This is a genomic window from Streptomyces sp. NPDC048565 (assembly GCF_040650935.1).
Classification (GTDB): domain Bacteria; phylum Actinomycetota; class Actinomycetes; order Streptomycetales; family Streptomycetaceae; genus Streptomyces.
On record NZ_JBEZIH010000003.1, the window covers coordinates 31,132 to 43,291 of the forward strand.

The 12,160-nt window shown below is 72.2% G+C and carries 11 protein-coding genes and 1 riboswitch; of the genes, 8 read left to right on the top strand and 3 right to left on the bottom strand.

What is annotated here, in order from left to right:
- Positions 1-123 precede the first annotated feature (123 nt).
- Positions 124-1,188 carry an anthranilate phosphoribosyltransferase gene (trpD, locus tag AB0C75_RS04520; protein ID WP_362886995.1) on the top strand — a complete coding sequence of 355 codons (1,065 nt, stop codon included), beginning with the start codon at positions 124-126 and terminating at the stop codon, positions 1,186-1,188.
- 84 nt (positions 1,189-1,272) lie between these two features.
- Positions 1,273-1,390: riboswitch (SAM riboswitch) on the top strand.
- 178 nt (positions 1,391-1,568) lie between these two features.
- On the top strand, positions 1,569-2,945 hold the full coding sequence (locus AB0C75_RS04525) for an aminotransferase class V-fold PLP-dependent enzyme (RefSeq protein ID WP_362886997.1): 1,377 nt from the start codon (positions 1,569-1,571) through the stop codon (positions 2,943-2,945).
- An 84-nt stretch (positions 2,946-3,029) separates the two neighbouring features.
- Here the strand turns inward: AB0C75_RS04525 and AB0C75_RS04530 are convergent, their stop codons facing one another.
- A complete protein-coding gene (locus AB0C75_RS04530; protein WP_362886998.1) occupies positions 3,030-3,311 on the bottom strand; it encodes an Lrp/AsnC ligand binding domain-containing protein in 282 nt (93 codons plus the stop codon).
- Positions 3,308-4,057 carry a rhomboid family intramembrane serine protease gene (locus AB0C75_RS04535; RefSeq protein ID WP_362887000.1) on the bottom strand — a complete coding sequence of 250 codons (750 nt, stop codon included), beginning with the start codon at positions 4,055-4,057 and terminating at the stop codon, positions 3,308-3,310. Before AB0C75_RS04535 ends, AB0C75_RS04530 begins: the two co-directional genes overlap by 4 nt.
- Before the next feature lie 170 nt (positions 4,058-4,227).
- Between AB0C75_RS04535 and AB0C75_RS04540 the strand changes: the two genes are divergently transcribed.
- The 5 genes from AB0C75_RS04540 (at position 4,228) to AB0C75_RS04560 (ending at position 9,712) form a co-directional block, all read left to right on the top strand.
- Entirely contained in the window at positions 4,228-4,470 is a 243-nt protein-coding gene (locus AB0C75_RS04540; RefSeq protein ID WP_311312862.1) for a hypothetical protein, read from the top strand.
- A 36-nt stretch (positions 4,471-4,506) separates the two neighbouring features.
- Positions 4,507-5,868, top strand: a complete 1,362-nt coding sequence (locus tag AB0C75_RS04545) for an NYN domain-containing protein (RefSeq protein WP_362887002.1) — start codon at positions 4,507-4,509, stop codon at positions 5,866-5,868.
- 293 nt (positions 5,869-6,161) lie between these two features.
- Complete coding sequence (locus tag AB0C75_RS04550) at positions 6,162-7,187, top strand: NlpC/P60 family protein (protein ID WP_362887004.1); 1,026 nt, start codon at positions 6,162-6,164, stop codon at positions 7,185-7,187.
- 238 nt (positions 7,188-7,425) lie between these two features.
- Complete coding sequence (locus tag AB0C75_RS04555) at positions 7,426-8,442, top strand: C40 family peptidase (RefSeq protein ID WP_362887006.1); 1,017 nt, start codon at positions 7,426-7,428, stop codon at positions 8,440-8,442.
- Between the two features lie 16 nt (positions 8,443-8,458).
- A complete protein-coding gene (locus AB0C75_RS04560; RefSeq protein WP_362887008.1) occupies positions 8,459-9,712 on the top strand; it encodes a hypothetical protein in 1,254 nt (417 codons plus the stop codon).
- On the opposite strand, the gene AB0C75_RS04565 is transcribed toward AB0C75_RS04560, so the two are convergent.
- Positions 9,669-10,925, bottom strand: a complete 1,257-nt coding sequence (locus AB0C75_RS04565; RefSeq protein ID WP_362887010.1) for a glycosyltransferase family 87 protein — start codon at positions 10,923-10,925, stop codon at positions 9,669-9,671. The two genes, AB0C75_RS04560 and AB0C75_RS04565, sit on opposite strands and share 44 nt — an antisense overlap.
- A gap of 77 nt (positions 10,926-11,002) precedes the next feature.
- On the opposite strand from AB0C75_RS04565, the gene AB0C75_RS04570 reads away from it, so the two are divergent.
- Positions 11,003-12,145: a glycosyltransferase family 4 protein gene (locus tag AB0C75_RS04570; RefSeq protein WP_362887012.1), complete on the top strand. Its 1,143-nt coding sequence runs from the start codon at positions 11,003-11,005 to the stop codon at positions 12,143-12,145.
- Positions 12,146-12,160: the final 15 nt, after the last annotated feature.

The window sequence follows — 12,160 nt, forward strand, 5'->3', positions numbered from 1 at the left end:
AAGCTCTCGACTTCGCTCGAGCAGGGGAGACCCCAATGATGGGACGGGGCTCTTCGCTGTCCCCCGGCCTGGATAGGGTGGGAGACATCCTTGTACCGGCTGTGGACCCCCCAGGAGCGGACCATGAACGTTGTGACCCCGGACGGCGGCGACAGCGTGGCGGCCCGTACCTGGCCCGGCATCCTGACCCCTCTGCTGCGCGGCGAGCACCTGGGCGCGGACGACACCGCGTGGGCCATGGACCGCATCATGAGCGGTGAGGCCACGGACGTGCAGATCGCCGGCTTCGCCGTCGCGCTGCGGGCCAAGGGGGAGACCGTCGACGAGGTCACCGGACTCGTCCGCGCCATGTACGAGCACGCCCACACGATCGAGGTGCCCGGCCGCACGGTCGACATCGTGGGCACCGGCGGCGACATGGCCAAGACGGTGAACATCTCCACCATGTCGGCGATAGTCGTCGCGGGCACGGGCGCGAAGGTCGTCAAGCACGGCAACCGGGCCTCGTCGTCGGCGAGCGGGGCCTCGGACGTGCTGGAGAAGCTCGGCGTCAACCTCGAACTGACGCCGCGGCGTGTCGTCGCCGTCGCCGAGGAGGCGGGCATCACCTTCTGCTTCGCCGTGAAGTTCCACCCCGCCCTGCGCTACGCGGCCACGGCGCGCAAGGAGCTCGGCACGCAGACCACGTTCAACATCCTGGGCCCGCTCACCAACCCGGCCCGGGTGCGCTCCCAGGCCATCGGGGTCGCCGACCCCAGGATGGCGCCCATCGTCGCCGGCGTGCTCGCGGACCGGGGGAATTCCGCGCTCGTCTTCCGGGGTGACGACGGCCTCGACGAGCTGACCACCACGGCGACCTCGCGGGTCTGGATCGTCCGCGACGGCACGGTCCGCGAGGAGGCCTTCGACCCGCGTGACGTCGGCCTCGACCTGGTCCCGGTCGAGGCGCTGCGCGGGGCGGACGCCTCGTACAACGCGGATGTGGCCCGTCGGCTGCTCGACGGGGAGCCCGGGCCCGTGCGCGAGGCGGTCCTGCTCAACTCGGCCGCCGCCCTGGTCGCTCTGGACCCGGCGGAGGCCACGCTGAACGACCAGCTCGCGGCCGGTATCGCGCGGGCAGGGGAGTCGATCGACTCGGGCGCGGCCAAGAGGGTGCTGGAGCGCTGGGTGGCGGCCAGCAACGCCTGAGGGAGCACGGTGTGTGCAAGGGCGCGGTCCGCATCGCGGACTGCGCCCTTGCGCGTCGTCACCGGTATGGCAAGATGCTGGGCAGGTCATGAGTGACAGCGACTACGGCCCCGGCCCGCTGTCCGGCAACCCTCCGTCCGTGGCGGGGTGCCCCGGGTGAAGACCAGGCCGCAGGCAGCGAGGTCTGTGGCAAGCGCGGGCCCCTCGGCATCGTTGGATGTCACCCCTTGGGGTCCTGGTCCCGAGGAGCCTCTTGTGAGCAAGCGAATGCGATAGGGCACTACGCCCTCCTCCGCACACCCCTCTTCTCTTTCGTTCCCCGCGCTGCCGCGCACTGCCGCCGGCGCGAGGTTCTCGCCTGCCTCTTACGGGAGTTCGCCATGTCTGTCTCCACCGCTGCCGCCGACCAGTCTCTTTGTGCCCCCCTGCCGGTTCTGGGTGCTGATGTCATCGTTCCGCTGGTGACGGGCGGCGATGTCACCTATGCCGCCCTCGACTACGCGGCCAGCGCCCCGGCTCTCCAGCGGGTGTGGGACGACGTGGCGGCCTACGCCCCGTACTACGGCAGCGTGCACCGCGGCGCCGGGTACCTCTCACAGCTCTCCACGGATCTGTTCGAGGGCAGTCGCGAGACCGTCGCCGAATTCCTCGGCTGCCGTGCGGACGACCAGGTGGTCTTCACCCGCTCGACGACCGACTCCCTCAACCTGCTCGCCGCCGCGCTGCCCGCCGACTGCCAGGTGTTCGTGTTCGAGACCGAGCACCACGCCTCGCTGCTGCCCTGGCGTGACGCCCGGGTGACCTACCTCGACGCCCCGCGCACCCCGCAACAGGCCGTTGCCACGCTGGAGCGCGCCCTGGAGGAGCGCGAGCCCCAGGGCCCCGCGCTGGTCTGTGTGACGGGAGCCTCCAACGTCACCGGTGAGCTGTGGCCGGTGAGGGAGCTGGCCGCCGCCGCCCACGCGCACGGGGCCCGGGTCGTGCTCGACGCGGCGCAGCTGGCGCCCCACCACCCGGTGGACATCGCCGAGCTGGACGTCGACTGGGTCGCCTTCTCCGGGCACAAGCTGTACGCGCCCTTCGGCTCGGGCGTGCTCGCGGGCCGGTCCGACTGGCTGGTGGACGCGGAGCCGTACCTCGCGGGCGGCGGCGCCTCCCGCAAGGTCGCCCGGCGCACCGACGGCGGTGTGGACGTCGAGTGGCACACCACCGCGGCCCGGCACGAGGCCGGTTCGCCCAACGTCATCGGTGTCTACTCCATCGCCGCCGCCTGCAAGGCCCTGACCGAGGCCGGATTCGACCGGCTGGTCGACCGGGAGCAGCAGCTGGTGACCCGGGTCCTGGCAGGGCTCGCCGAGGTCCCCGAGGTCAAGGTGCTCTCGCTGTTCGGCGACGACGCCCCGAGGGTCGGTGTCATCTCGTTCGTGGTCGAGGGGTGGAACAGCTCGCACTTCGCCGCGGCGCTCTCCGCCGAGTACGGCATCGGGGTGCGCGACGGACTGTTCTGCGCGCACCCGCTGGTGCGGACCCTGCTCGGCAGCGAGCCCCAGGACCCCGGCGAGTGCGGTGCGCCGGAGGCCGGGCCGGGGGAGAGGTTTCTCAACGCGATCCGGGTGAGCTTCGGCGCCGGCACGCCGGACGAGCACATCGAGCGGTTCCTGGGCGCCGTCCGTGAGCTGGTGAGCAAGGGCGCCCGCTGGACCTACCGCACCGAGGAGGGCCGCTGCGTGCCCGACCGTGGCGCGGCGCAGGTCTGACCGGTACGACGTACGGCTCCGGCCGGGCACGGGAGGTGTCTCCCGCACCCGGCCGGAGCCGTACGCGTATGTCCTGCGTGGATGTCAGCCGTCGAGCCCGATGGCGAAGGCCGCCTCTAGGTCGTGCTGCGAGTACGTGCGGAAGGCCACATGGGTGTCGGTGGCCTCGACGCCCTGGATCTTGCTGATCCGGCCGGGGATGACATCGGCCAGATCGTCGTGCCGGGGCACCCGGACCATGGCGATCAGGTCGTACGTACCGGTGACCGAGAAGACCTCGCTGACACTGTCCAGCGCGGCGATGGCCTCGGCGATCTCGGGAATCCGGTCCACGCTGGTTTTGATGAGCACGATCGCGGTGATCACGGCTGGCTTTCTCCCTCAGTGGCCGTGGCTGGAGCCTTCACTCTAGTCCCCCGGAATCGCACCCAGGCGTAGAGGAAGCCGCCCGAGAAACCCGCCACGTGCGCGAGGTAGGCGACGCCGGGGCCGCTGCCCGCGCCCTGCGCCGCCAGCCACTGCAGGGCGAACCAGAACACCAGCACGATCCAGGCGGGGAAGCGCAGCGGCAGGAAGAAGAGGAAGGGGAAGAGGCTGGTGACACGGGCCCGGGGGAAGAGGCAGAGGAACGCGCCGAGCACCGCGGAGATCGCTCCGGACGCGCCGACCAGCGTCTGGTCGGACCCCGAGTGCACCACCGCGTAGGCGACCAGTGCGAAGTAGCCGCACACGACGTAGAAGAAGGTGAACTCGGTGCGGCCCATGCGCTCCTCGGCCATCGCGCCGAACACATGGAGGAAGAGCATGTTGCCCAGCAGGTGCAGCCAGCTGCCGTGGACGAAGAGCGCGGTCAGCGGGGTCAGGGCCGCGTGCGCGGAGCCGTCCATGAGCTCGCTGGGGATCACGCCCCACCGTTCGAAGTACCCGGCCTGGGCTGCCAGGAGCGCGTCGGCGCCGCCGGGGACGGGACTGAACCCGGAGAGCGGGCTGAGCAGGAACACCGCGCAGCACAGCGCGATCAGCCCGTACGTGACCGGAGCACCGCCGGCGGCTGCCGCCGCCCCGAGCTCTCCGGCCCGCTTCCGCCAGTGGACTTTCCGCAGCTCGGTCACGTACAGAGCATGACGCACCGGGCGAGAACGGGACAGAGCGCCTCGCCGTGTCGATAGGTATGCGCAAGGCCGTAGGGTTACGGCAGGACATCCGCAGTTCGACGGCGCACCGCGAGATCGAAGACCTGGGCACACACGAGACTCGACGAACGACGAAAGAGGACGCAACGATGACGACGGTTCCCCAGCCGACGGACGGGACCCGCTGGCGCTGCACGCTCTGCGGCAACCTCACCCGTTTCGATGTGACGCGCTCCTCGAAGGTCGTCGAGTACGTGCATCTCGACCTGGCCGGGGAATCGAGTATCGAGGAGCGCGAGGTGGTCAGTGAGACCATCGAGTCGGTGCGCTGTCGTTGGTGCAACGCCGTGGACCAGATCGAGCTGGTCGACAGGCCGGGTGCCGACTCCTGACGGGGCCGTGCGGACAGACTATTGGGGTGATGGATGGTGGAGCAGCCGACAGGCGGCGCCGGACCGGCCGACGCGGCCGACGGCACCGCGGAGTCGCTCGACCGTCCGCTGCCCGAGGGCGTACGCCGCAAGGTCGTGGCGCTGGTCTCGGACGCCTTCGGGGGTCTGACCGTCGGCGAACTCCCGGCCCAGCTGCGGCAGTACGCCCGCTTCACCCCCAGCAGGCGGGCCAAGTTCGCGGGTAACGCGATGGCCGCAGCCCTGGAGAGCGACCCGGTGTTCCGCCGGCGCATCGGTGAGCGGATCGGCCAGACCCAGCCGGAGCTGGCCGATGCCCTCACATCCGGTGCGCCGCCCGCCGCGGCCGACCCCGTCGATGTGGCCGCCGCCGCCTATGTGCTGCGGCCGGCCGGCTGGGTCAAGCTGGTGGCCGCGGCCGGCGAGGAGGTCCAGCGCGCGCACGCGGAGCGGGTGGACGAGGAGACCAGGCGCGAGTTGCGGCGGCTGCGCGAGGAACTCGACCGCGCCCGCGGCCAGACCAGGGCCGACACCGAGCGGCTGCGCTCGGAGCTGGACGCCGCGCGCAGGGAGACCGATTCCCTGCACCGCAAGCTGCGCAGCGCCCTCAGCGAGGTGAAGCGCGGCGAGGCCGCCCTGCGCAAGGCCGGGGTGGAGACCGACGCCGTACGGTCCGAGGCCGCGGCCCAGGTGTCAGCCGCCGAGAGCGAGTCCCGCCGGCTCAAGGCGCGGCTGGCCGAGGCGGAGGCCGCCGTCGAGGCGGGCCGCCGGGCGGCCAGGGAGGGGCGCTCCGTGGAGGACATGCGGCTGCGGCTGCTCCTGGACACCGTGCTGGACGCGGCCCAGGGGCTGCGCCGTGAGCTGGCGCTGCCTCCTTCCTCGCTCCGCCCCGCGGACGGTGTGGAAGCGGTGGAGCCCGGCCGGATGTCACCGAAGGACATCGCGGCCAGGGCCCTTTCGGACACCGACCCGGCGCTGCTCGACCAGCTGCTGGCCCTGCCGCAGGCGCATCTGATCGTCGACGGCTACAACGTCACGAAGACCGGCTATCCGCAGATGCCGCTGGAGAAGCAGCGGTTGCGGCTCCTGGGCGGCCTCTCCGTCCTCGCGGCGCAGACCGGCGCCGAGATGACCTGTGTCTTCGACGGAGCCGAACTGGCCGCCCCCGTCCTGCTCGCGCCGCCGCGCGGAGTGCGTGTGCTGTTCAGCAAGGCGGGGGTGACCGCGGACGAGCTGATCCGGCAACTGGCGCGCGCCGAACCCTCGGGCAGGCCCGTCGTCGTGGTCTCCACCGACCGCGAGGTGGCCGACGGGGTGGCGAAGGCGGGAGCGAGGCCGGTCGCGTCCGCCTTGCTCCTGAAGCGGCTTTCGCGCGTCTGATGCTTCATGTGCGACATGAGCGACTTGCCGGAATTTATGGAACGTACCGTCAAGTGGCCGCTACGCGCAGTGTGATGAAAGTAAAGAAGTGCCTGGTGTGACGAGATTTTCCTCGTGAGGATTTGAACTGATCACAGGATGGTCACTAGGGTCAGGCCTCGAACCTTCGCACGGTTGATCGCCCACCAGGGGTGACGGCGAAGGAACCGCCGAGTCCGTGAGTGCACGGAGCCGGGGATTCACACGTCCCCCCATACCCGGTAGGCGGCTCGAGGAAGAAGGAGCTCGCCTTCGTGGCGTCCCACCGTCGTCCCAAGCAGCCGAGCCGCACCCGCGTGACCGTGCTCACCGCGACCGCCGCCGCAGCAGTGGCCCTGACCTCTCAGGCAGCCCACGCCGACCCGAAGCCGACCAAGAACGAGGTCCAGGCCAAGGTCGACAAGCTCTACGACGAGGCCGAGGTCGCGACCGAGAAGGCCAACGGCGCCAAGGAGCAGCAGGACAAGCTCAAGAAGCAGGCTGACGCGCTCCAGGACAAGGTCGCCCGCGGCCAGGACGAGCTCAACACCCTGCGCGGCGAGCTCGGTTCGCTCGCCACCGCGCAGTACCGCTCCGGTGGTCTCGACCCGTCGGTCCAGCTGCTGCTCTCCTCGGACCCCGACAGCTTCCTCGACCAGGCCTCCGCGCTCGACCAGCTGACGGCCAAGCAGGCCGAGTCGCTGCAGAAGATCCAGGCGAAGCAGCGCACCCTCGCGCAGCAGCGCAAGGAGGCGCAGGGCAAGCTCGACGACCTCGCCGACGTCCGCAAGACGCTGAACGAGAACAAGACGAAGTACCAGGGCAAGCTCGCCGACGCCCAGAAGCTGCTGAACACCCTCACGGCCGCCGAGCGCCAGGCGATCGCCGACAAGGAGGTGCGCGCCAGCCGCGACGCCGGCGACCGGGTCGACCTCGGCAACGAGGTCCCCGCGTCCGCCCGTGGCGCCAAGGCCCTCCAGGCCGCCTCCACGCAGCAGGGCAAGCCGTACGTCTCCGGCGGCACGGGACCCAACTCGTTCGACTGCTCGGGTCTGACCCAGTGGGCCTACGCCCAGGCCGGCGTCCAGATCACCCGCACCACGTACACCCAGATCAACGACGGTGCCCAGATAGGCCGCAGCGCCCTCAAGCCGGGCGACCTGGTCTTCTTCAACAACACCTCTCACGTGGGTCTGTACGCGGGCAACAACCAGATCCTGCACGCCCCGAAGCCCGGTGCCGTGGTCCGTTACGAGTCGATGGACTACATGGGCACCTTCCAGGTCGGCGTCCGCATCTGACGCCCGAACGGGCGAATCGCGGCACCACTCGACGACACCCCGCCCCGCCGGAGACCACAGGTCACCGGCGGGGCGGGGCTGTTTCGTCCGCATTTCCGCGTCCGGCGCGGCCTTTGGCCGTCGCGTAGCCATCCGGTTACTGTCTGCGCTGCCGCGCAGCTCCCGGTCGTCGGTCCGCCCGCCCAGGGCGGCAGGGGCTGCGCACATCTGCGTACAGCGGAAGGGAGTGCGGCTTCCTGTGGTGTCGCATCGCCGCCCCACCAGACCCGGCCTCAGCCGTGGCGTCCGGGCCACCGTCCTGTCCGCCGCCGCGGCCACCGCGACGGCCGGCATCGGCGCCGCACCCGCGAGTGCCGCGCCCGACGACACCCACGAGACGGCGAAGGCCACCGTCGACCGGCTGTACGGCGAGGCGGAGCGCGCCACCGAGCAGTACAACGCCGCCAGGGAGCGCCTCGGCGGGCTGCGCACCCGGGTCGGCAGGGCCCAGGACGCGGCGGCCCGTACGCAGGAGGACATCAACCGGATGCGGGAGTCCCTCGGTTCGATGGCGGGGGCGCAGTACCGCTCAGGCGGCATCGACCCCTCGGTCGCGCTGCTGCTCTCCTCGGACCCCGACACCTTCCTGGACCGCGCCGCCGCTCTGGACCGGGTGGGCGAGCGCGGGGCCGTGACACTGAGCAAGCTCCACCGGGCCCAGCGGAAGATCGCCCAGAGCCGCGCGGAGGCCACCGGAGCCCTTGCCGCCATGGAACGCGACCGCTCGGCGGCGGCCCGCCACAAGAGCACCGTGGAGGGCAAGCTGGCCAGGGCCAGGGAGCTGCTGCGCGCGCTCCCGGCCGCCGATCGCGCCTCGCTGGGCCACGCGGACCTCGGCACCGGGACGCTGCCGGACGGCGCCGGCGCCTCCGCGCGCGGTCTCGCCGCGCTCATGGCGGCCCGGCAGGCCCTGGGCCGCCCGTATGTGTGGGGCGCCGCCGGTCCCGCCGGATTCGACTGTTCCGGGCTGATGCAGTGGGCGTACGCGCAGGCCGGGGTCGCCCTGCCGCGTACCTCGCAGGCGCAGCGGTACGCGGGCCGCATGGTGCCGCTCGCCGAGGCGCGGCCGGGCGATCTCGTGGCCTACCGCGCGGACGCCGGCCACATCGCGATGTACGCGGGAAACGGGCAGGTCATCCATGCCCCGCACCCGGGCGCTCCGGTGCGCTACGACCCCGTCGGCATGATGCCCGTCTCCTCGGTCACCCGCGTCTGACCGTACGATCGGCCCGATGGCTGTTCGGACGCAGGACGCACGGCGGGAGCGCACCCGCAGACGGAGCACGGCGGGCGCCGTGCTCGCCACTCTGCTGCTCGCGCCCGCGTGCGCCGGTCCCCAGGACTCCGCCGGCGGCCTCACCGCGCGGGAGGTCGGCGCCACCCTGGACCGCCGGGCCACGGCGGTCATGGAGCACGACACCGACGCCTACCTGGCCGCGCTCGACCCCCGTGCCGCGTCCTTCCGGGCCGCACAGCGCACCGAGCTGCACAACCTCGCCGACGTACCGCTGGAGTCCTGGGCGTACAAGGTGAAGGACGTGAGCGCCAAGGGGGACGGCGAGGTCACCGCCGAGGTCGAGCTGCGCTACCGGATCAAGGGCTACGACAAGGCGCCCATGTCCTCGTCCCGCACGGTGGAGCTGGTCCGCAGGGGAGAGGGCCGCACCTGGTACATCGCCGCCGACCGGGCCGCCGACGGGGCCCCCGGGCAGCTCTGGCAGCAGGGTGACGTCGAGGTCGTACGGGGCACGAGCAGCCTGGTCCTGGGGGTCGGCCGCCGGAAGGCGGAGCTGAGCGAGATCGCGGACACCGCCGACCGCGCCGTCCCCGCCGTCACCGGCACCTGGACGGAGCCCTGGGCGGAGCGGGTCGTGGTGCTCGTCCCCGAGTCCGTGGAGGACATGGCGGGGCTCCTGGGCTCACCCGCGGCGAGCTACCAGGACATAGCCGCCGTCACCACGGGCGAGGTCGGCGGCAGCGGCCGGGCACCGGCGGACCGGGTGATCGTCAATCCGCAGGCGTACGCACTGCTCGGCGGCTTCGGGCAGAGGGTCGTGCTGACCCACGAGACCACGCACGTGGCGACCCGGGCGTACACCTCGCCCGCCACACCCGTCTGGCTCTCCGAGGGGTTCGCGGACTGGACCGCCTACCGCCAGGAGAGCCGTACCGCCCCCGAGGTCGCGCCGGAGCTCGCCGAAGCGGTCCGCGGCGGTGATCTGCCCGCCGGACTGCCGACGGACGAGGACTTCGGCTTCGGTGAGGACCCGGCGAAGCTCTCCCGGGCCTACGAGGGCGCCTGGCTGGCCTGCGAGATGATCGCGCGGGACTGGGGCGATGAGCAGCTGATCGCCTTCTACAAGGCCGTGGGGAGCCGTGCCGGGCGTGACGGTGCCGTGGAGCAGGCCATGCACACGGTGCTCGGCACCACGCCCCAGGACTTCACGGCGCACTGGCGGGAGTATCTGAGCGCCCAGCTGGGCTGATCCGCTCCGCCGCGAGCCCCTGCCGCGCCCCCGGTACGGTGTCCCGCCACAGACGCAGCGCCGCGACGGGCGCCGCGGCGGCCAGCAGACCGTTGCGTACGGCCATGAGCGCCACGCCCTGGGCGTCACTGGCCACCACGTGCGCGAAGCCCAGCGGGAACTCCAGCAGGGTGACAGCGGTGGCCACCAGGACCAGGCACGCGGGCAGTACCATCCGGCTGCCCCGGAAGACCAGGCACACCGCGGCGACCCCGAGCGGCCACACCAGGTACTGGGGGCTGATGACCCGGCTGGTCACGGTGAACAGCAGCACCGCGGTGAACGCAGCGTCCGCGGGGGTGTGCACCGCGAACGTACGGGCCCGCAGCCGCCACACCAGCAGCCAGCCGAAGGCGAGCACGCTCAGCGCCAGCGCCAGTGTGCTCACCAGCGCCACGTGCGGGCCCGCGAACTCCATCGAGCCGTAGCGCAGCTCCACCGCGCCCTGCCAGCCGAACTGTCTGGCCACATGGAAGACCAGCGCCCCCAGCGACTCGATCTCCAGGCCGCGGTCCCGCTGGAACGTCAGGAAGGCGTACGCGCCCGGCGCCGCCAGCGCGGCCACAAGACCCAGCACGGCCGCCGTCACCGCCGCCGCCGACCAGGAGCGGCGGGTGGCCCGGCCCCGGGCGGTGCCCACGAGCAGCAGCACCGGCCATACCTTCAGCAGCGCGCCGAAGGCGGCGAGGGCCCCCAGCACCCTGGGGTGACGTACCCCCGCCAGCAGCGCCGCCACCGCGACGGCCGTCACCATCAGGTCGTAGCGGGCGTACACCGTCGGCCCGAGCAGCGGCACGCCCACCACCCACAGCCACGCTCCCGCGTCGCGCGTGCCTGGACGGCCTCCCGCGTACAGCAGCAGCCCGAGGACCAGGGCGTCACACAGCAGCACGAGGACGAAGAAGGCGGAGGCGTACTCCAGGAAGGGCAGCAGATCGGGCGAGAGCACCGCGAGAGCGGCGCCGGGCGGGTACTGCCAGGTGACGTCGTCCAGCGGGTACGAGCCGGTGCGGAGCACCTCGTACCAGCCCCGGTAGATCACCGAGACGTCGCTCGTGACATCGGGCCCCGGCACCGTGAACACCTTGAAGACACAGAGCAGCAGTACCGCCCGGGTGAGGCCCCATACGGCGAGTGACAGACCCCGGCCGCTCGTACCTGTCCTGACCGTCATGCACGCCATGATGCAGGCCGGGGCTGTGCCGGAGCCGTCAGGCAGGGCCGTCGGGCGGCCCGGTACTGTCGGCGGCGATGGACAAGACGCTGATCGTGACGAACGACTTCCCGCCCCGGCCCGGCGGCATCCAGGCCTTCCTGCACAACATGGCGCTGCGCATGGACCCCGAGCGGATCGTGGTCTACGCCTCCACCTGGAAGCGCGGCCCGGAGGGCGCCGAGGCCACCGCGGCCTTCGACGCCGAACAGCCGTTCACCGTCGTGCGCGACCGTACGACGATGCTGCTGCCCACCCCGCGCGTCACCCGGCGGGCGGTCGGGCTGCTGCGCGAACACGGCTGCTCCTCCGTGTGGTTCGGCGCCGCCGCCCCCCTCGGGCTGATGGCGCCCGCGCTGCGCGGGGCCGGTGCCCGCAGGATCGTGGCCACCACGCACGGCCACGAGGCCGGCTGGGCACAGCTGCCCGCCTCCCGGCAGCTGCTGCGCCGCATCGGTGAGGGCACCGACACGATCACCTACCTCGGTGAGTACACCCGCTCCAGGATCTCCGCCGCGCTCACCCCGCGGGCGGCGGCCCGCATGGTGCAGCTGCCGCCCGGGGTCGACGAGAAGACCTTCCATCCGGCCTCCGGCGGCGAGCGGGTCAGGGCGGGGCTGGGGCTCGCGGACCGGCCCGTCATCGTGTGCGTGTCACGGCTCGTGCCGCGCAAGGGCCAGGACACCCTCATCCTGGCCATGCCCGCGATCCTGGCGCGGGTCCCGGACGCGGTCCTGCTCGTCGTCGGCGGCGGTCCGTACGCCGGGCAGCTGAAGAAGCTGGCCGCCGAGACCGGCGTCGAGGACTCCGTGCGCTTCACAGGACCTGTGCCCTGGGAGGAGCTGCCCGCGCACTACGGCGCGGGTGACGTGTTCGCCATGCCCTGCCGCACCCGGCGCGGCGGGCTCGATGTCGAGGGCCTCGGCATCGTCTATCTGGAGGCGTCCGCGACCGGACTGCCCGTCGTGGCGGGCGACTCGGGGGGCGCCCCGGACGCGGTGCTCGACGGCGAGACCGGCTGGGTGGTGCGGGGCGGATCGGCCGAGGACTCCGCCGACCGGACCGCCGCACTGCTCCGCGACCCCGAACTGCGCCGGCGCATGGGGGAGCGGGGCCGGGCGTGGGTCGAGGAGAAGTGGCGCTGGGACCTGCTCGCGGAGCGGCTGAAGTCGCTGCTCTGACACCCCGTACGAGGG

Excerpts from the sequence above, each read along its gene's own strand:
- trpD (WP_362886995.1), top strand. The coding sequence starts at position 124 with ATGAACGTTGTGACCCCGGACGGCGGCGACAGCGTGGCGGCCCGTACC.
- AB0C75_RS04525 (WP_362886997.1), top strand. The coding sequence starts at position 1,569 with ATGTCTGTCTCCACCGCTGCCGCCGACCAGTCTCTTTGTGCCCCCCTG.
- AB0C75_RS04540 (WP_311312862.1), top strand. The coding sequence starts at position 4,228 with ATGACGACGGTTCCCCAGCCGACGGACGGGACCCGCTGGCGCTGCACG.
- AB0C75_RS04560 (WP_362887008.1), top strand. The coding sequence starts at position 8,459 with ATGGCTGTTCGGACGCAGGACGCACGGCGGGAGCGCACCCGCAGACGG.
- AB0C75_RS04565 (WP_362887010.1), bottom strand. The coding sequence starts at position 10,925 with ATGACGGTCAGGACAGGTACGAGCGGCCGGGGTCTGTCACTCGCCGTA.
- AB0C75_RS04570 (WP_362887012.1), top strand. The coding sequence starts at position 11,003 with ATGGACAAGACGCTGATCGTGACGAACGACTTCCCGCCCCGGCCCGGC.